This window comes from Pseudomonas sp. 1L-E-NC-VB-C3 (assembly GCF_057291535.1).
This window is the reverse complement of sequence record NZ_JBXAWD010000002.1, coordinates 166697-187249: the sequence shown is the minus strand read 5'-3', so window position 1 is coordinate 187249 and position 20553 is coordinate 166697. Positions and strand designations below refer to the sequence as shown.

At 58.2% G+C, this 20553-nt stretch carries 14 protein-coding genes; 9 read left to right on the top strand and 5 right to left on the bottom strand.

From position 1 onward, the window contains the following. Positions 1-215: 215 nt before the first annotated feature. From AC0Z5Z_RS04270 to AC0Z5Z_RS04255, 4 genes are all read left to right on the top strand, one after another. A complete protein-coding gene (locus AC0Z5Z_RS04270) occupies positions 216-1373 on the top strand; it encodes an efflux RND transporter periplasmic adaptor subunit (RefSeq protein ID WP_252867688.1) in 1158 nt (385 codons plus the stop codon). 15 nt (positions 1374-1388) lie between these two features. Beyond that, positions 1389-4487 carry a multidrug efflux RND transporter permease subunit gene (locus AC0Z5Z_RS04265; protein WP_460160958.1) on the top strand — a complete coding sequence of 1033 codons (3099 nt, stop codon included), beginning with the start codon at positions 1389-1391 and terminating at the stop codon, positions 4485-4487. A gap of 180 nt (positions 4488-4667) precedes the next feature. Next, complete coding sequence (locus tag AC0Z5Z_RS04260) at positions 4668-5309, top strand: DUF1345 domain-containing protein (protein ID WP_460160959.1); 642 nt, start codon at positions 4668-4670, stop codon at positions 5307-5309. A gap of 167 nt (positions 5310-5476) precedes the next feature. Next, a complete protein-coding gene (locus tag AC0Z5Z_RS04255; protein ID WP_056789698.1) occupies positions 5477-5986 on the top strand; it encodes a hypothetical protein in 510 nt (169 codons plus the stop codon). A 50-nt stretch (positions 5987-6036) separates the two neighbouring features. Here the strand turns inward: AC0Z5Z_RS04255 and AC0Z5Z_RS04250 are convergent, their stop codons facing one another. The 3 genes from AC0Z5Z_RS04250 to AC0Z5Z_RS04240 all read right to left on the bottom strand — a co-directional run bounded on the left by AC0Z5Z_RS04250 (position 6037) and on the right by AC0Z5Z_RS04240 (position 11763). After that, positions 6037-8478, bottom strand: coding sequence for an autotransporter outer membrane beta-barrel domain-containing protein (locus AC0Z5Z_RS04250; protein WP_485610737.1), 2442 nt, complete (start codon positions 8476-8478; stop codon positions 6037-6039). A 249-nt stretch (positions 8479-8727) separates the two neighbouring features. Further along, positions 8728-10812: a hypothetical protein gene (locus tag AC0Z5Z_RS04245; protein WP_485610736.1), complete on the bottom strand. Its 2085-nt coding sequence runs from the start codon at positions 10810-10812 to the stop codon at positions 8728-8730. Between the two features lie 105 nt (positions 10813-10917). Further along, complete coding sequence (locus AC0Z5Z_RS04240) at positions 10918-11763, bottom strand: hypothetical protein (RefSeq protein ID WP_485610735.1); 846 nt, start codon at positions 11761-11763, stop codon at positions 10918-10920. Between the two features lie 237 nt (positions 11764-12000). Between AC0Z5Z_RS04240 and AC0Z5Z_RS04235 the strand changes: the two genes are divergently transcribed. The 5 genes from AC0Z5Z_RS04235 (at position 12001) to AC0Z5Z_RS04215 (ending at position 17306) form a co-directional block, all read left to right on the top strand. Continuing rightward, positions 12001-13029, top strand: coding sequence for a LacI family DNA-binding transcriptional regulator (locus AC0Z5Z_RS04235; RefSeq protein WP_485610734.1), 1029 nt, complete (start codon positions 12001-12003; stop codon positions 13027-13029). 150 nt (positions 13030-13179) lie between these two features. Next, positions 13180-13962 carry a sugar phosphate isomerase/epimerase family protein gene (locus tag AC0Z5Z_RS04230; RefSeq protein WP_252878284.1) on the top strand — a complete coding sequence of 261 codons (783 nt, stop codon included), beginning with the start codon at positions 13180-13182 and terminating at the stop codon, positions 13960-13962. Next, positions 13955-14974: a sugar kinase gene (locus AC0Z5Z_RS04225; protein ID WP_485610733.1), complete on the top strand. Its 1020-nt coding sequence runs from the start codon at positions 13955-13957 to the stop codon at positions 14972-14974. The genes AC0Z5Z_RS04230 and AC0Z5Z_RS04225 overlap by 8 nt, the downstream gene beginning before the upstream one ends. A 57-nt stretch (positions 14975-15031) precedes the next feature. Further along, positions 15032-16330, top strand: coding sequence for an MFS transporter (locus AC0Z5Z_RS04220; protein ID WP_041480189.1), 1299 nt, complete (start codon positions 15032-15034; stop codon positions 16328-16330). Between the two features lie 13 nt (positions 16331-16343). Continuing rightward, a complete protein-coding gene (locus AC0Z5Z_RS04215) occupies positions 16344-17306 on the top strand; it encodes a 2-hydroxyacid dehydrogenase (RefSeq protein WP_252886298.1) in 963 nt (320 codons plus the stop codon). 149 nt (positions 17307-17455) lie between these two features. On the opposite strand, the gene AC0Z5Z_RS04210 is transcribed toward AC0Z5Z_RS04215, so the two are convergent. Then, positions 17456-18643 (bottom strand): pyridoxal phosphate-dependent aminotransferase, encoded by a 1188-nt coding sequence (locus AC0Z5Z_RS04210; RefSeq protein WP_485610732.1) that lies wholly within the window; start codon positions 18641-18643, stop codon positions 17456-17458. Positions 18644-18684: 41 nt separating this feature from the next. Beyond that, positions 18685-20310: a methyl-accepting chemotaxis protein gene (locus AC0Z5Z_RS04205; protein ID WP_150740940.1), complete on the bottom strand. Its 1626-nt coding sequence runs from the start codon at positions 20308-20310 to the stop codon at positions 18685-18687. Positions 20311-20553: the final 243 nt, after the last annotated feature.

Sequence of the window (20553 nt, the reverse complement as noted above, 5' to 3'; positions counted from 1 at the left end):
CATTCGCTCGCACATTGAAATGCGATCTCCTGTGGGAGCGAGCCTGCTCGCGAAAGCGATCGAACTGTCGCAATAAATTTCAAGGCCTGCAGGATATACGCCCTCGCGCACCACCGAGCAAAACCCTTACACAATTTCACACAGCAGCTACAAAGCTTCACCGCTAACCTCCCCGTCTGGCCGTAGGATGCGGCCTTCAATATTGGGGGTTGTACATGTCTGGAAAACTGCTGGCCGGGCTCGGCCTGATCGCATTGGCGCTGACGCTGAGCGCCTGTGACTCATCCTCGAACGCCGAAGAGCAGACGCCGCCGGCTACGGTGCGCATCGAGACCATCAAAACCCAGCCATTGTCGATCAGCAGCGAACTGAGCGGCCGCATCGCCGCGCCACGGATTGCCGAAGTGCGTGCGCGAGTGGCCGGCGTAGTGTTGCAACGCACCTACCGCGAAGGCAGTGACGTGAAAAAAGGCGATGTGCTGTTCCGCATCGACCCGGCACCCTTCAAGGCGGATCTGGACAGTGCCGAAGCCGCGCTGCGCAAAGCCGAGGCCAACGCCTTTCAGGCCAGATTGCAAGAACAACGCTATGCGCAGTTGATCGAGGATCAGGCCATCAGCGGTCAGGACTACGACAACGCCCGCGCCGCTGCCCGGCAGACCGCCGCTGATGTCGCGGCCAGCAAAGCAGCGCTGGAACGGGCAAAACTGAACCTCGGTTATGCCACCGTGACCGCGCCGATTTCCGGCCGTATCGGTCGCGCCTTGGTCACCGAGGGTGCGCTGGTCGGGCAGAACGAAACCACGCCGCTTGCGTTGATTCAGCAACTCAACCCGATCCATGCCGACCTCACCCAGTCGACCCGCGAGCTCAATGAACTGCGCCGGGCATTGCGCTCCGGGCAGTTGCAGGAAGTCGGTCAGGATCAAGCGAAGGCCACGCTGATTCAGGATGACGGTAGCGTGTATCCGTTGCCCGGCAAGCTGCTGTTCAGCGACATCACGGTCGATCCCGGCACCGGGCAGATCATTGTGCGCAGCGAGTTTCCCAATCCGGATCTCGACTTGCTGCCGGGCAGCTTCATCCGCGTACGCCTTGAGCAGGCAACCATCCAGAACGGCATCACCGTACCGCAACGCGCGGTGCAGCGTGACAGTGCCGGCATTGCCCAGGTGCTGACTGTCGATGAACAGATGCGCGTGGCGCAGCAACCGGTGCAACTGGGTGCGGTGCAGAACAATCGCTGGATCGTCACCGGCGGCCTGAAGCCCGGCGACCGTGTTGTCATCGAAGGCCTGCAACACGCCCGTCCCGGGGAAAAGGTGCAGATCGACGAAACCCCACTTCCACTTGCCCAGACCACTGGTCAGTAAGCAGGACGCTTCTATATGCCGCAGTTCTTTATCGACCGCCCGGTGTTCGCCTGGGTGGTCGCCCTGTTCATTCTGTTGGCCGGTGCGCTGGCCATTCCGCAGTTGCCGGTGGCGCAATACCCCGACGTCGCCCCGCCGCAAATCGAGATTTACGCCGTCTACCCTGGCGCCTCGGCGCAAACCGTCGATGAAAGCGTGGTCAGCCTGATCGAGGAAGAGCTCAACGGCGCCGATCACTTGCTCTATTTCGAATCGCAGAGCAGCCTGGGCAGCGCGACGATCAAGGCAACCTTTCAGCCGGGCACCAATCCCGAGCTGGCGCAGGTCGATGTGCAAAACCGCCTCAAGGTGGTCGAGTCGCGCCTGCCGCAAGCGGTCAATCAGCAGGGATTGCAGGTGGAGAAGGTCTCTTCCGGTTTCCTCTTGCTGATCACTTTGACCTCCAGCGACGGCAAGCTCGATGACGTGGCGCTCAGCGATTATCTGGCGCGCAACGTGATGAACGAGATCAAGCGTCTGGACGGTGTCGGCAAGGCGCAGTTGTACGGCGCCGAACGGGCGATGCGGATCTGGATCGACCCGCAGAAGCTGATCGCGTTCAACCTGACGCCGGCCGATGTCAACGAAGCCATTGTTGCGCAAAACGCCCAGGTTTCAGCAGGTAGCATCGGTGATCTGCCGTCGCCTTCGACGCAGGAAATCACCGCGACAATTCTGGTCAAAGGCCAATTGTCGACGCCGCAGGAGTTCGCCGACATCGTGCTCAAGGCCAATCGCGACGGCTCCACGGTGCGCATCGGTGATGTCGCGCGCGTCGAAATCGGCAGTCAGGAATATCAGTTCGGTACACGCCTGAACGGCAAGCCGTCCACCGCCGTCGGCGTGCAGCTGTCTCCCGGCGCCAACGCACTGAACACCGCGACGCTGGTGCGGGCGAAGATGGATGAACTGGCGCGCTACTTCCCGGCCGGCGTGGAGTACAAGATTCCGTACGACACCTCGCCGTTCGTCAAAGTCTCGATTACCAAAGTGATCTACACCCTCGGTGAAGCGATGCTGCTGGTGTTTGCGGTGATGTTCCTGTTCCTGCAAAACGTGCGCTACACGCTGATCCCGACGCTGGTGGTGCCGGTGGCGTTGATGGGCACTTTCGCGACCATGCTGGCGCTGGGGTTCTCGATCAACGTGCTGACCATGTTCGGCATGGTGCTGGCCATCGGCATTCTGGTGGATGACGCCATCGTCGTGGTGGAGAACGTCGAGCGGATCATGGCCAGCGAGGGCCTGTCGCCCAAGGAAGCCACGCGCAAGGCGATGACGCAGATCACCGGGGCGATCATCGGCATTACTCTGGTGCTGGTCGCGGTGTTTATTCCGATGGCGTTCATGCAGGGTTCGGTAGGGGTGATCTATCAACAGTTCTCGCTGTCCATGGCCACCTCGATTTTATTCTCCGCGTTCCTCGCCCTGACCTTGACGCCGGCGCTGTGCGCGACATTGCTCAAGCCTGTCGGCAAAGGCGAGCATCACGAGAAGTCCGGATTTTTCGGTTGGTTCAATCGCCGATTTGAGCAATTGACCGATCGCTATCAGGGTTGGGTCGGCTATGCGCTCAAGCGTACGGGTCGCTACCTGATGATCTACGTGGTCCTGCTGATTGGACTCGGAATCTGTTTTGCGCGCCTGCCCTCCTCGTTTCTGCCGACCGAGGATCAGGGCTACACCATTACCGATATTCAATTGCCACCCGGCGCAACGAAGAACCGTACTGTACAAGTAGCCGAGCAGCTCGAAGCGCACAACGCCGGTGAGCCGGGAATCAGTGACAGTGTGGTGATCCTGGGTTTCAGTTTCTCCGGTAGCGGGCAGAACGCAGCGCTGGCGTTTTCGACACTCAAGGATTGGTCGGAACGTGGCAGTGACGATACTGCCAGCTCAATCGCCGACCGCGCCAACGCGGCGCTGAGCCAGATCAAGGACGCCATGGCCTTCTCGGTGCTGCCGCCGCCGGTGGATGGCCTTGGCACGTCCAGCGGTTTCGAGTTCCGCTTGCAGGATCGCGGTGGTCTGGGCCATGCGACGTTGATGCAGGCGCGTACGGAACTGCTCGCCGCCGCCGAGAAAAGTCCGGTATTGATAAACGTCCGTGAAAGCGCGCTGGCCGAAGCACCGCAAGTGCAACTGATCGTAGACCGCAAGCAGGCGAATGCCTTGGGCGTTTCGTTCGCCGACATCGGCAACGTGCTGTCCACTGCCGTGGGTTCGAGCTACATCAATGACTTCCCCAATCAGGGCCGCATGCAGCGGGTGGTCGTGCAAGCCGAAGGTGATCAGCGCAGTCAGGTGGATGATTTGCTGAAAATGCATGTGCGCAACAACGCCGGGAACATGGTGCCGATGTCGGCCTTCGTTCAGGCCAACTGGATTCAAGGCCCGGCGCAGTTGACCCGGTACAACGGCTATCCGGCGATCGCGATATCTGGTGAACCGTCACCCGGGCACAGTACCGGCGAGGCCATGGCGGAAATCGAACGACTGGTTGCGCTGGGGCCGAAAGGTCTGGGTCAAGAGTGGACCGGTTTGTCGTTGCAGGAACGCCTGTCAGGCAATCAGGCGCCGATTCTGCTTGGCTTGTCGCTACTGGTGGTATTCCTGTGTCTGGCGGCGCTGTACGAGAGCTGGTCGATTCCGACCTCTGTATTGCTCGTTGTCCCGCTTGGTGTGCTCGGCGCGATACTCGCCGTGACACTGCGCGGCATGCCCAACGACGTGTTCTTCAAGGTCGGACTGATCACCATCATTGGTCTGTCGGCGAAGAACGCGATCCTGATCATCGAGTTCGCCAAGAGCTTGTATGACGAAGGTCACGATCTGATCGATGCGACGTTGCAGGCCGCGCGTTTGCGTCTGCGGCCGATCGTGATGACATCGCTGGCGTTCATTCTCGGTGTGGTGCCGTTGGCGATTGCAACTGGCGCGAGCTCGGCAAGTCAGCAAGCAATCGGCACAGGTGTGATTGGCGGGATGATCACTGCGACACTGGCGGTAATCTTCGTGCCGGTGTTTTTCGTCGTGGTCATGAAGCTCGTACAACGATTCACCAAACAACGCTGATCAAACTGTGGGAGCGAGCCTGCTCGCGAATGCGTCCGGTCTGCCAACATTAATGTTGAATCTGCTGACGTCTTCGCGAGCAGGCTCGCTCCCACAAGGATTGGCCAACATCATGCGCAGTGGCCACATCTGTCATCGCTGGGCTAAGGTGGTGAAACCTCCCTCGCCTACCGAGCTTTCATGCGCTTCCTCGCCCGCACCCACCCTCGCCTTTCCGCTGCCGCCTCGCTCGGCCTCGCCACCGGCCTGTTGGTCCCGGCCGGTTCCATCGTCAGCAAAATCCTCATTGGCTGGAACGTCGGTGTCTGGACATACCTGATTCTGATGTTCTGGCTGACCATACGCGCCAAGGCCCCGGACGTGCGACGCATCGCCGAAGTCGAAGACGAGAACGCCGGGCTGGTGCTGTTTGTGGTGTGCATTGCCGCGTTGGCCAGTCTCGCCACCATCACCCTTGAACTGGCCGGCAGCAAAGACCTGGAAACCTCACGCAAACTCATGCACTACGGGTTCACAGCGCTGACAGTGACCGGCTCATGGCTGCTGATAGGTGTGATCTTCTGTGTGCACTACGCCAGATTGTTTTACACCTGGGACGGCAAAGAGCCGGCGCTGCGTTTTGCTGAAGGACTGACCACCCCCAATTACTGGGATTTTCTGTACTTCTCGTTCACCATCGGCGTGGCTGTGCAGACTTCGGATGTGGGTGTTGCAACGCGGGATATTCGAAAAATTGTGCTCGCGCAGTCGCTGATCGGTTTTGTGTTCAATACGGCGATCCTCGGGTTCTCGATCAACATTGCAGCAGGATTGTTCGGCTGAAAAACACGGCTTGTTCTGGCAGTTCAAAGCTCACAAAAACGTACGCCTGTAAACTGTCAACACTGACAGTTTACAGGCGTACTGTATTCACGCTTCCATACAACATCCAGAAGTAGGACGGGTCAGTCTTTGGATGTCCCCAACCATATTGTATGGAGATAAAACTCATGAGCTATGCAGCCCGAGCCTACACGACGATCTCTCCGGTTTTAGCGCCGACCTATTTGTCAGCCACTATCAACGGCGATGCCAACCCAAACTACAGGTTTGTCAAAATCCCTCAATTCATGGAGTTTCGATCTACCTCTGTACCTTCCTTCGGGCCGAAGCCCTACCCGGAAGGCCTGCGTTACGTCCTGACAGCTGGACACACTAAGGATGGTGTGACGCGTACGCTTGAGTTTGTGTTCCCTTTTAAACCCCAATCGTCGACCTATGACCTCTCCAAAGATAGCGATGATGTCAGAAGTACCTACTATTCCAATCCTGCGACGGGTGATCTGCACGTCTCTGTGAGCGGGAGCCTGACATTGAAATATGACGACATTAAAAAAACCTTGAGTGGCACTTGGTCCGGCACATATGACCATGGTGGAGAGAGCGGCAACGAAGAGTTTCCGATCACTGGGGAGTTTGTCGCTAACGCAGACCTGAGCAAGAGAAAAAACGCTTACTGACTACGACAAAAAGGAAGCTGCGAGGCTTCCTTTTTTTAATGCTGATGCAATCAGAAACTGAAGCTCAGCCCGACACTCCCTCCTAGCTCCTGGTCAGCTTTGCTGCCCCTGCTGGTCCCTATCTCGCCATACAGTTGCCATTTGTTATTGGCCGGAACCCAATTGAGGCCCCCGGTCAGCTCTAGGCTGGTGCTGGACAAATCGTTGTTGAATCCAGTGTCATTCACGCTGACACGATTATTGTTGACGAATTCATGACTTAACGCCGCGTGCAGCCTGGGTTGCAATTTTCCGCCATTGTTCAGCACCACCTCGCGGCCAACGGTCATTCCGACCTTGCCGAGCAATGAGCGGGTCTCGTTGCTGTCTACCTGCAGTCCGTTGTCCAACTTGTAGTCCTTGCCTTTTACCGTCGCAACACCAACCTGAGCAGAGGGTTCGATGAAGTAACCTCGGTTAAAGACTATATGCTTACCCACTTCGACGGTTCCACTGATGCCGAGATTATCGAAGTCACCCTTTGTTCGAGTGTCATCGCTCAAGGTGACTTTGACGTCATTACTGAAACGGTTGATTTTGCCAACGGTATCCACGTAATACCCGGTCGTTTCGTCATACCAGGACAGATACATCCCGCCATAGGTGCTGTTGATCGTGCCGGCGCTGCCGCGGGCCAGGTTAAGGCGAGTGGTGCTGTAGCCACCAAAAACCCCGATCAACCATTGGCCATCACCTATCGGTAGTGGCGTGTCCACCCCCAATGAGACGCCAGTCTGATTTTGTTTATAACCATCACCGTAGGCATTCTTGACGTTGTACTGATTGGCATGAGTGCGTATCCACAGGCCGCTGGTCGCGTTTTGATTATCTGAGTCCAGTGCCGCAATCGATCGCGATCGCGGCTGAGTGCCGGCCATGCGACGGTCGCCGAGGCGGGTATTGAGAGTGGTCATTTCCGAATAGATAACAGTAGGAGCGGTACCGGCAATTGCCAATGCAGTTTGTGAACCAGTGCTCGGCGTTGTCCCATCAGGCCGCAGGAAAATACCTTCGCCCTCTCGCACCAGTTTGTACGCCAAAGCACCACGATCAACCTGACCGTTTCTCAGATCGAACTCAGCATCCCCGCCAGCGATGTTAGCCACTTGAAGCGGTGCACCGGTGACAGGTTCGCTGGCGCTTGCACCAACTACCAGCTCGTGACGGCCACTGGCTGATTCCGTGACATTGAGAAAGTCCGTTTCACCGGTGGACACGTCAGCATCCAAAAAAAACCGGCCGTTGCCTGACAGGTTGGCAACATCCAGACGGACGAACTCGGCGGGCGTGCCGAATCTGACGTTCCCGCCCTGCATTTCGAGATTCGATAACGAATTGCTGCCAACCAAGTTCCATTCAGCGCCACGCCCGATGGACATAGCGCTGACGCCAGTAACCGAACCGTGCAGGATCGAGTCGTTATCCAGCATCACGACGCCAGTCCCAGAGCCCTGAATGTTACCGGTGAGTATGCTTCGGGTATCGAGCGAAACAGAATCGACGTTGGTCAAATCGCCGTCAAGGCTGGCATTGTTTTGCAAGAAAACCGCGGCGGTCCCGCCGTCAGCAACCGCTACATTGCCGGTCAACTGGCTGTCGTCGATTTGAAAGCGCGCTGCTGCTCCATCGATGACCTCCAGGATATTACCGTTGCCGCCGATCAGATTCGAACGGTTAGCTATTTCGATCAATACCGGTTGATCGTCCGGCGTCGCAAAATCGACTTTGATCGCTGCGCCGGTGCGACCCTGCACGGTTGACGCATCAACCTTCAACACGCTCTGTGCGGTGACATCGCTCGGGTTCAGGACGGTATCCTTGCCAAAGATGATCCCATTCAGTTCTCCGATGACCTCGCTGGCTGCACTGACATTGGCGTTGCCGCCATAGAGTTCGAGACCAACACCATCGGCGTCGGTCCCTTCAACCCGGCTGTCCACCAGATTCAACGTACTGAGGGATGTCACCGCTGCACCCGAAAAACCGCCTGTCAACGTACTGCCAGTGACGGTCGCTGTTGAGCCAACGGGAATATTCAGGTCGCGCGCAAGCGACATTGCTCTGCCATCGCTGGACAGCGTACTTCCGGATACCACTGCCGAGCTGTCGGTCAAGCTCAGCGCAGTGTCGAAATTGCTAGCCGTCACCGTTGCCGCGTCCAGAGACACTCGGGCGTCTGCTGAGGCTTCAATCTGTGAAGTGCTGGCGGAAATCGCGTTTAACGTCCCACCGCCGACAACGATGTTCAGCGTATCACCGCCATTGACGTTAAGCGTGGCAGTGGCAGGGATGAACCAGGCTTCTGGCGTAGCACCGACGGATACGGTTTCGACTTCACCAGGATTGAGATTTCGGGAAAAGGCCGTCTCGGATATTGCGATCAGTAATGCTGCACAAGAGAGCGTGCCAGTGAGTTTCAAAAGTGTCGGTCCCAAGCTATTTTCAAACGTCATATACACTTCTCGTTGAGGTTTATCGGGACGGAAGAAGGACGGTTCAGACGTACATGTTCCATCAGACGACCTTTGTAGGCGACGCCGGAGAATACCTGCTAGTCTGGACTTTCTCTGTAGGACTAATCCTCTTAGTAGGTGGGCTTAATCGCCCACTCGCGACATTTCGAGATGTTTCTTGCTTCCCCAATTAAATTGCATTGCCTGAAGAGGTTGGCTCTCCGGCAATGCAATGATCGCGAATGCCGTTTATGGAGCAGGCGCAGGATCCCAGCCCGGTTCCGATTCGCAGTACAAGAAGTCAGCATTGAGCAGGTAGACAATCATTTCCTGAACTTCTGACGTGGTTACAATTGGCGTCGAATACCAGATTTTTACATAACCTGCGTAAAAGTCGGTCGGATCAGGCGTGGTAGCAGGTGGACGAGGAAGATTACGAATAAAAGGTGCGTATGGCACTTCCCAAAGCATCCCCTCCGTTAACTCGAGCGAAGTGATCGCACGAGTATCGGAAAAAACCGTATCCGGCGGTGCGTCTATGGTGTATTTATCGTCATGCCAGCCTTGCCAATTGAATGTGATATTCATCCCATCGGTGAAATGATCATTAGGTTTGATCTTGAACGTCGCAACGTGATCATCCCCCGTCAAGCTCTCGCAAATAATGTATGGGTCTTCGGTGCCATCTGTAGGTGGGCGTTGGAATTCTGGCTTATCGAGAACGATGACTACAGTATTGACAGTTACCGTCTCCTTTGCCGAGTCTTGAGTATTATTCCGGGCGGGGTTTTCATATGTCCACCAAGCCTCTTTAAGCCCGATACCACCCGGACCGACAACGGTATATGGCAAATCTATCTGAACGACATTATTGATATTCGACTGAGTCATTTGAATGGAATTAACGATAATTTCGCCTTGATCCCCAAGATACTTCAGGGTAACCAGATCGCCCGGTTCGGGATCGGGAAACGACGTCCCGGCGGTGACAGGCGAGACATCGATGTGAGCCTTGGCTGTCTGATCGACATCCTGAGGGCCCAGTAAGTTATCCGTGACAGGTGGCTGTCCGCGGACGATCAGTTTCCGGAATTCGGGATTAACTTCAGGGGGCGGGGTCGTCGGGTCGACGGTATAAGGCGGATGCGTCGAGAAATCTGTTTTTACAGTTGTTGTTCCATCGTCGATGGATAAGCCGCCACGCATCAAGTCAGCTTTGACGACCACGTCCAATTCAAAATTCGTACCCGTCTGGTTATCAAAGTATTGTTTGCTCAGACTCGACCAAGGAATGGTGAACTCCAGCTCCGTGAGTGCGTTGAATGGCAGATCCTGGGCTGGTTGAGCGCCGTATGTCAGGCTCACTACGTCGGTGCCGATTGTATCTACCAACCGGCTGACTTTTACCTTCACACCTGCACGCGCATCTTTTAAATCGATCAGACCATCTTCGTTTGCCGGGACGGTAATGACGCCCAGTTTGGGCAGTGGCAGAAAACGCACGTTTTTGAAATACACGCCCCATGCGCTCTGGTTGCCAGCAGCGTCAGTAATGATGAACCAGATGAAGGCCCGGCCGCTCGTTACCTTGCGTAGCTCTGCGGTCGGGATGGACAGCTTGCCATCGGTGGGCATCGGTCCGTTGAAAAAAGTGGGCACCTGCGGAGGGTTGGTACGTGTACCTGCCACGTACAGGGTCAACGTGTCATCCGGCTGAACGTTGGCGTAGCCTGTATCAATTTGTACCTGCAATCCCCCTTCGTTACCTGGCTGACCCGCCCATGTGTCATCCAGATCCCCGGGGGCATTTGGAAACGTGGCTGGCGGAATTGTTCTGGCGCCTGGAACCTGTCCTGGATTTGTACCTGTTTGTGCAGGTTTCGCTTGCCAGGCACCAGTACGGTCGATAAAAAACTTCATCACAGGACCGGTCAGCGGGTTGAGCCCCCGCTCATACAGCACGCTACGCACCCAGATCGGCGTCGGCCCCACCGGGGTTGCATCCTCACCCAGAAATTCGGTAGGCACTGTGATCGGAAAATCTACAGGACGGCTGGCCACGTCGCCGAGGTTTACCCTGTTTAACCGCGTGAAGTCTGTCGGCAGCGGATTGGCAGGAGGCTGGGTTCGCGTAACGTCAAGGGCGATCTGATCTCTGCTGTTAGGATTCGACCACACATTGGTCTTGACCATAAGTGTCAGCGCGGCGCCCACAGGTATCGCAGCTATCGGAATGATGTCCTTGTTCGTGCCGCGCCCGTCTGGCAATTCGGGGGTAGGTGCGACCAGAACGCCCAAGGGTGTGCCTGACTCCGCAGTTTGAATACTTGTCATGTGCCTTCTCCATTGCGTAGAAAATGTTTTTTGATCCATGCATCTTCGACAATGACGAATGTCGCCAACTGCAGTCGTAATATCGCTGCTACTGTTGCGGCCTGATCACTTCATCCAACTTGCATCCGAGCAATACTTGCTTTCTCCCGGAATTTTCCTGTCTACCTTCACCAGCCCGGTAAACGAGCGAAAGATAGGTACACCGTCGCGCAATAGTTGGTAATTAACTAAGGCCGAATCGTTTTCCTCCATGGGTTCTATATGTGAAGCAAAGGGCTTGATTACAATCTTCACTGGCTCCTTGGTCACAACATCTGTCACAACCTCAGTAAAGTTAAACACCTGTGTCAAAGGGTTTCCCGACCCGTTTAAAGAATCCCATGCCTGCCAATCCAGGCTGAGGACATCCGCAAGCTGAAACAAGTCATCGAAAGGAATTTCGATACGTACCCCTTCCCAGATAAACAAGGCTTCCGGATCGCCGGGATGGTTCTTGTAACATCCGATATATCCCCAAGCATCCGCATCGGGAAAAGTAACCTCCTTCAAAAGTTGCGGCGGCTTAACTATCGCAAAAGTCAGGCGTCGTGAAGGTGACGTAGTAGGGTTGATCGAACGTACTGTGTAGAAAAGCTCAAACGAAGCCACATCCGGAAGTTTCTCGGGAGCTACTGGAATACGAAACTCCGGTGCATCGTCCGCGGCCCCATACTCGCCAAAGGCGACGAAATCAGGGTTACCAACAATGAAAATTTCAACACGATCTTTATTCACGCCTGAAACAGGAAAGTTCGGCCAGCGGTCAATAATACAAACGATGCCCACCTGTTTTGCGTCCGGCGGCAATGTTCCGGCCGGGTCAAGCGGATCGACGCCTTCCACTCGTGGCAGGCTCAGAAGCACGCCGGGATTCAATGGATTGCTGGAGGTAGTCGGCGTTTCGATCGGCATGGAATTTCTCACTGGCTGGTCATCTAGGCCTGAAAGAAATTAAGCGCTGGTATTGGAAAGATGCCTACTGTCAGATCTGACAGGTAAAGCAACCGTTTGTCGGAAATCCATTTTGCCGTGACTGCTTCCGCTGCATTTGAAGGTTGACGGCTCAAGGTCAGATAGTGTCTTCTGAAACCGGTTTCAGCGGTATCCATGCCGTTAAAACGCTACATTTCAAAAATAAGGTCTGCCCCATTGAACGACTTCTCCGCCGCCCAGCGCAGCCGCGTGACCATGCTTGATGTTGCCGAACGCGCTGGTGTATCCAAGGCCAGCGTCTCGCGCTTCATTGGCGACGACCGCGCGCTGCTCTCCGATGCCATTGCCCGGCGCATCGAGCAGGCGATTGATGAACTCGGTTACCGCCCCAACCAAATGGCCCGCGGCCTGAAACGCGGGCGCACTCGGCTGATCGGCATGCTCGTCGCCGATATCCGTAACCCCTATTCGATTGCCGTGATGCACGGGGTGGAAACCGCCTGCCGTGCGCACGGCTACAGCCTGGTGGTGTGCAACACCGACCGCGATGACGAGCAGGAACGCCAGCATCTGGCGCTGTTGCGCTCTTACAACATCGAAGGGCTGATCGTGAACACGCTGGGCCATCACCGGGACGAACTGCATGAGCTGCGCCGCGAGATGCCTATGGTGTTGGTGGATCGCAAGGTCGACGGGCTCGACAGCGACATGGTCGGACTGAATAACCCGCAAGCGGTTGAAATGGCACTCACACACCTTGAGCAGCGCGGATATCGGGACCTATTGATGGTCACCGAACCGTTTGACGGCACCAGCTCGCGGATCGAACGGGTCAGCAGTTTTCAAGCGCAGATTGCCCAGCGCTCGGCCCTGACCGGGGCGGTGCTGGAAACCGGCGATGATCTGAAGGCGCAACTGCAAACTTTTCTAAGCACCTCCGGTGACGGTCCGAAAGCACTGTTTTGCGCCAATGGCGTGGCGGCGCTGGCGGCGACTCACGCGTTGCGCGCACTCGGTGTGCGCTTGTTCGAGGATGTCGGGCTGATTGCCCTGGATGATCTGGATTGGTATCCGCTGGTGGGCAGCGGGATTACCGCGCTGGCACAGCCGACGCAAGAGATAGGCGCGCGGGCGTTTGAGTGTCTGCTCAAGCGCTTGCGCGGGGATGATGAGGTGGCGCGAATTGTGGATTTTGCGCCGGTGCTGATTGAGCGGGGTTCGACCCGAGGGATTGGCGGCGTCTGATCTGGCGCTTTCGCGAGCGGGCTCGCTCCCACAGGTGACCGTGTTGCAAATGTGGGGGCGAGCCTGCTCGCGAAAGGGCCTGCAAAAACACTACAGAATCACCTGATTTTTTTTGAACAAAAATGAAACCGGTTTCAGAGGTCAATAACAATGAATAAACCCGCCGTTTCCATCAGTCTGTCCAGCTACGGTGCCGAGCTCGTGCGCCAGCGTGGGCAAGATTGTTTTATCGACATCCTCGCGGCAGCCGGGGCGAATCGCATCGAGTGGCGTGAAGAGCTGCTGACCCGTGAAGACCCGGCGCAACTGGCTCAGGCTACCCAGGCGCAGGGCCTGCAAAGCATTTATTCCTCACCCACCGAACTCTGGCTCGCAGGGCAAGCGCAGCCAAATCCCGAACTGATTACCGCGCTGCAACAGGCCCAGGCATTCGGCTCGAAATGGCTGAAAGTGTCCCTCGGTTATTTCACCGACAACTCTGACTTGCAGGCACTGGCCGAGCGACTCAAGCAAAGCCCGGTGCAACTGCTGGTGGAGAACGACCAGACCTTGCACGGCGGACGTATCGAACCGTTCCAGCGTTTCTTTACCGCCGTCGAGCAACACAACCTGCCGATCAAGATGACCTTCGACATTGGCAACTGGCACTGGCAGGACCAGTCCGCCGCCAGCGCCGCACGCGCGCTCGGCCGTCACGTCGGTTATGTGCATTGCAAAGCCGTTGCGCGCCGCGCCGACGGCAAACTGATCGCCGTACCGCCGGCCATCAGCGATCTGCATCTGTGGGAACAACTGCTGCGGCACATGGACCAAGGCGTTATGCGCGCCGCCGAATACCCGCTGCAAGGCGATGACCTGGTGCAACTGACCCGCGAACACGTCGCCGCCCTCGCCCGCCTCGGTCAATCGCGCCTGGAGCCAGCTCATGTCTGAGATCGATATTCTTTCTTTCGGTGAAACCATGGCAATGCTCGTCGCCGAGCAGACCGGCGATCTGGCCAAGGTCGAGCAGTTTCACAAACGGATTGCCGGGGCCGACAGCAACGTCGCGATCGGCTTGTCGCGCCTGGGTTTCAACGTCGCGTGGCTGAGCCGGGTCGGTAACGATTCGCTCGGACGCTTTGTGGTCGAGACGCTGATCAAGGAAGGTCTGGATTGCAGCCACGTCGAAGTCGATAAAAACCAGCCAACGGGTTTCCAGTTCAAATCGCGCAACGACGATGGCAGCGACCCGCAGGTCGAATATTTCCGGCGCGGTTCGGCGGCCAGTCATTTGTCGCCGCACTCCATCAGCGACAACCTGCTGAGCGCCCGTCACTTGCACGCCACCGGTATTCCGCCGGCGCTGTCAGGTACCAGCCGGGAAATGTCCTTCGAGCTGATGACCCGGATGCGCAACGCCGGGCGCAGCGTGTCGTTCGACCCGAATCTGCGCCCGAGCCTGTGGGCCAGCGAGGGCGAGATGATCCGCCAGATCAACCGCCTCGCCGCCCTTGCCCACTGGGTCCTGCCGGGGTTGAGTGAAGGTCGCTTGCTCACCGGTTTCGACGACCCGGCCGACATTGCTGCGTTCTATCTGGATCAGGGCGCCGAGGCCGTGGCGATCAAGCTCGGGCCTGCGGGCGCTTATTACCGCACGCAGCTGGATCAGGGTTTCGTTGCCGGCGTGCCGGTGAGCAACGTGGTCGATACCGTGGGTGCCGGAGATGGCTTTGCGGTCGGCATGATCAGCGCCCTGCTCGAGCACCAGAGTTTTGCCGAGGCCGTGCAGCGAGCGAACTGGATTGGCAGTCGCGCGGTGCAGAGTCGTGGCGACATGGAGGGGTTGCCGACTCGCCAAGAGTTATCGGTTGAATTTGAATCCGCCTTCGCGAGCAGGCTCGCTCCCACATTTGGAATGCAATCCTCTGTGGGAGCGAGCCTGCTCGCGAAGAAGCCCGCCTGATTACCGCAAATCAATGAACCTGCTGCGACAAAAACAACAAGCTCAGGAGTCACACCGATGAAAACCGCTACCCTCGCCACCCGCCGCTGGTGGTACATCATGCCGATTGTGTTCATCACATACAGCCTGGCCTATCTTGATCGCGCCAACTACGGTTTTGCCGCCGCGTCGGGCATGGCCGAAGACCTGATGATCACACCGGGTCTGTCCTCGCTGCTTGGTGCGCTGTTCTTTCTCGGTTACTTTTTCTTCCAGGTTCCCGGCGCGATCTACGCGCAAAAGCACAGCGTCAAGAAGCTGATTTTCGTCAGCCTGATCCTCTGGGGTGGTCTGGCCACGTTAACCGGCGTGGTGTCCAACGCCTATTGGCTGATCGTCATTCGCTTCATGCTCGGCGTGGTCGAAGCGGCGGTGATGCCGGCGATGCTGGTGTATCTGTGCCATTGGTTCACCCGTGCCGAACGTTCGCGGGCCAACACCTTTCTGATCCTCGGTAACCCGGTGACGATGCTGTGGATGTCGGTGGTGTCGGGCTATCTGGTGCAGCATTTCAGTTGGCGCTGGATGTTCATCATTGAAGGTCTGCCGGCGGTGTTGTGGGCGTTTATCTGGTGGCGTCTGGCTGATGATCGACCAGCTCAGGCCAAGTGGCTCAATGAGCAGGAAAAACACGATCTGGAAAGCGCGCTGGCCGCTGAGCAGGTCGGGATCAAAGCGGTGAAGAACTACGCCGAGGCGTTCCGTTCGCCGAAGGTGATCATCCTGGCGCTGCAGTTTTTCTGCTGGAGCATCGGCGTCTACGGTTTCGTTTTGTGGCTGCCGTCGATCCTCAAGGCCGGCGCGCAGATGGACATGATCGAGGCTGGCTGGCTGTCGGCGCTGCCGTATCTGGCGGCGGTGATCGGCATGCTCGCGGTGTCGTGGGGTTCGGACAAATTGCAGAAGCGCAAACGCTTCGTCTGGCCGCCGCTGCTGATCGCCTCCATCGCGTTCTACGGCTCGTATGCCTTGGGCGCCGAACACTTCTGGTGGTCGTACACGCTGCTGGTGATTGCCGGCGCCTGCATGTACGCGCCGTACGGGCCGTTCTTCGCCATCGTCCCGGAGATCCTGCCGGCCAACGTCGCTGGCGGCGCCATGGCGCTGATCAACAGCATGGGCGCGCTCGGTTCTTTTGGCGGCTCGTATCTGGTCGGTTATCTGAACAGCTCCACCGGTTCGCCCGGCGCTTCCTATTTATTGATGAGCGGCGCGCTGTTGCTGTCGGTGGTACTGACGATTTTCCTCAAGCCCGGCGCCAGTGATCGCGTCGTCGCCAAAGCCGTCGCCACGCCGCGTGTGCCGGCGCATTCCTGAAAGGACTTTTGCCATGAAAAAACAGGTCGTGCTGTACAAGAAACTTTCGCCCGCGCTGATGGCGCGCCTGCAAGAGCAGTTTGACGTAACGCTGATCGAAAGCCTCGACGCCGACGGCCTCATGCAGCTGCGCGATGCCCTGCCCCGCGCCCACGGTTTGCTCGGGGCCAGCCTGAAACTAGATGCCGCGCTGCTGGATCTGGCGCCGCAGCTGGAGGCGATTGCCAGCGTCTCGGTGGGTGTTGACAACTACGACATCGAGTATCTGAATCGGCGCAAGGTTCTGCTGACCAACACCCCCGACGTGCTCACCGAAACCACCGCCGACACCGGTTTCGCCCTGATCCTCGCTGCCGCGCGGCGGGTGGTCGAACTGGCGAACATGGTCCGTGGCGGGCAGTGGAGCCGCAACATCGGCCCGGCGCATTTCGGCACCGATGTGCACGGCAAGACGCTGGGCATCATCGGCATGGGCCGCATCGGCGAGGCCCTGGCCCAGCGCGGGCATTTCGGTTTCGGCATGCCGGTGATCTACCACAGTCAGTCGCGCAAACCGGCGGTCGAGGAGCGTTTCGACGCACAATATCGCAGCCTCGAAGAGTTGCTCCAGCAGGCCGATTTCATTTGCCTGACCTTGCCGCTGACGGCGCAGACCGAACGTTTGATCGGCGCCGAGCAATTTGCGCTCATGCGGCCGGAAAGCATTTTCATCAATATCTCGCGGGGCAAGGTGGTTGATGAGGCGGCGATGATCGAGGCGTTGCGCAGCAAGCGGATTCGCGCGGCAGGGCTGGATGTGTTCGAGCGCGAGCCGTTGAATCATGATTCGCCATTGTTGCAGTTGAGCAACGTGGTGGCGACGCCGCACATGGGCTCGGCGACCCACGAAACGCGTGAGGCAATGGCGCGGTGTGCGGTGGAGAATCTGTTGGCGGCGTTGAATGGACAGCGGCCGGCGAATCTGGTGAATCCTTGATGCTGATCGTTCCCACGCTCAGCGTGGGAATGCAGCCCGGGACGCTCCGCGTCCCTTCCGAAAGTTGGAACGCGGAGCGTCCCTAGAGGCATTCCCACGCGGAGCGTGGGAACGATCAGCAAGGCGCCGGTTCAGGCAATGCAAGACCCTCAGGCACTGCGCGCCTGCAACAGCTGCACCGCACACAAGGCAATCCGCGCGCAGGCATCCGCCAGTTTGACCCGATCCCCCACCAGCCCGATACGAATATGTCCCGCCGCGCTCGGCCCGAACGCTTCGCCGGCCAACACCGACACGCCGTAGCCTTCCAGCAAGCGCTCGGCAAATGCCTGGGCGCCGAGGCCGGTCTGACGAACGTCGACCATCACGAACATGCCGCCATCCGGGCGAATCGGCTGCAACCCAGGGCAACCGTGCAAACGCTCGCACACCAGATCGCGGCGCAAGCGGTATTCCTCGCGCATCTGAGAGACTTCCGGCAGATCACTTTGCAGCGCTACTTGCGCGGCCTTCTGTACAAAATCCGGCAGACCGAAGAGCATGCTCAGCGACAGATTCACCAGATGCTCGGCCAAGGGTTTCGGGCCGATCATCCAGCCGATGCGCCAACCGGTCATTGCATGGGATTTCGACAGACTGTTGATCGTCGCGGTGCGCTCGGCCATGCCCGGCAGGCTCGCCGGGCTGATGTGCTCGCCTTCATATAACAGCTCGCTGTACACCTCATCGCTGATCAGCCACAGGTCATGGCGAATGCACAGCGCTGCCAGTTCCTGCCAGATCAGCAAGGACAAACTCGCGCCGCTGGGGTTGTTCGGACTATTGAGCAGCATGGCGCGCGTTCTCGGCGTGATGCGCGCAGCGACATCGGCCGGGTCGACACGAAAACCGTTCTCGGGGCGAACCGGCACCGCAATCACCTTGGCACCGCAGGCGCCAAACACACCTTCGTAAGTGACGTACATCGGCTCAGCGACGATCACTTCATCGCCCGGATCGAGCAGACACTGCGCCACCGAGTACACCGCGCATTGTGCGCCGGGCAGGACAATCACCTGATCAGGATCAACCCGTTGACCACTGCGCTGGCGATGACGCTCGGCAATCAGCCTGCGCAGCTCGAACCGCCCACGCACGTCGGCGTAATGGGTATCGCCGGCCAACAGGCTATCGATCGCGCCATGGACGATCGGCAACGGCGTATCGAAATCCGGATCGCCGACGCTCAACAACAAAACATCAACGCCCTCGGCGCGCAGTTCCAGCGCTCGGTCGTGAATCTGCCAGGCAGCGGCACCCTCCCCGGCGATTCGTTGGGTCAAGGCTGAATAGCGCATGTACGTCTCCTGTTAGCGCGGTTTCCAGCCTTCACCGTATCTCAAATCACGAAACGCGCCACCATCGCGTTCAAATCCACTGCCAGTCGCGACAGCTCGTGGGTCGCGGCGCTGGTCTGGTTGGCCCCGGCGGCCGATTGCGTGGCGAGGTCGCGAATATTGACCAGGTTGCGATCGACCTCACGGGAGACTTGCGCCTGCTCTTCCGACGCGCTGGCGATGACCAGGTTGCGTTCGTTGATCTGGTGAATCGATTGCGTGATCTGCTCCAGTGCCACGCCAGCCGCGCGGGCCATTTCCAGAGTGGACTGGGTACGCTGGTTGCTTTGCTGCATCGAGGAGACCGCTTCACCGGTGCCGTTCTGGATGCCGGCAACCATTTTCTCGATTTCCTGGGTCGACTGCGCGGTGCGATGGGCCAAGGCTCGCACTTCATCAGCCACCACGGCAAAGCCACGGCCAGCCTCGCCGGCACGCGCGGCTTCAATCGCAGCGTTGAGCGCCAGCAAGTTGGTCTGCTCGGCGATGGCACGAATCACGTCCAGCACCTTGCCGATGTCACGGCCCTGCGCGGCGAGGCCTTCGATCATCTGCGCGGTGTTCTGCACGTCGTGGGTCATGGTCTGGATCGCGTCGACGGTTTTCACCACTTGATCGCGACCTTCGCGGGCGGCGTGGGTCGACTGATTGGAAGCTTCGGAAGTCGAAACGGCATTGCGCGCCACTTCTTCCACCGCAGCGGTCATCTCGTTGACGGCCGTGGCGGCCTGTTCGATTTCGTTGTTCTGCTGCTGCAACCCGCGCGACGCTTCTTCGGTGACCGCGCTGAGTTCTTCGGCAGCGGCGCCCAGTTGCGTGGCGGAACCGGCGATCTGCTCGATGGTTTTGCGCAGGTTGGTCTGCATCGCGGCCAAGGCTTCGAGCAGGCGCGCCGGTTCGTCCTTGCCGTCGACTTCGATGGCTTTACTGAGGTCACCGCCAGCAATGGTTTGCGCAGCGAGCACGGCGCGGTTGAGCGGCGTGACGATGCTGCGGGTCAGCAACCAGGCGAGCAACACGGTGGCCAGCGCCGCAATCACGGCGACGATGATGATCCCGGTGATGGCGCTGTCATAGTTTTCACCGGCCTTAATGGCCGCCGCTCTGGCCCCGGCGGTATTCATGCCGATCAGCTTGTTGAGCTGCTCGCCCATCTGATCGGTGCCTTCCTTGATGCGCGTGTTGATCAACGCGCGCATCGCTTCCAGATCGCCCTTGCGCGACAGCTCAATCATCTGATTCTGCGCTTGCAGGTAATTATCGAGCGTCGTCGAAAACGTCTGGAAGACCGCGCGCTCTTCAGGGCCTGCCGGCAACGCAGCGTAGCTGGCCTGCGCTTTGCGCACCTTGTCGACGAGCACCGCGATGCGGGTTTCTGCCTCTTGCAGGCTGGCCGGTTCGCGATTGACCAGCACACGGAACGAGAGAATGCGCATGCGCAGGACGTTTTCCGTGACCACGCTGAGGTGGGTCACGCTTGGCAATTGGTTGGTGTCCATGTCGACCGACGCCTGACGAATGACCGTCATGCGGCTGACCGCGAACACGCCGAGGACAATCACCAACAAGGCGATAAAGGCAAAACCGAGGAAAGCACGTGGCGCGATATTCAGGTTACGCAGGGACATGGTCGGACTCTCGAAAGAAAGAAACTACGAGCGTCCATGCCGTGAGCACTGGCCCATAGCGGGCGACAGTCCGGCGGCACTGAATTGTGGTTTTGTGTGCGCCTGACCGTTGTATCGGCCAGGCTTGAGGAAGGTTTCGGGTCTGCGGTAAATATTTTTCAGGACGTGGCAACAATCAAAAACTGCTCCGCTGCCCTTGGTAGGAGCTGTCGAGTGCAACGAGGCTGCGATCTTTTGATCCTG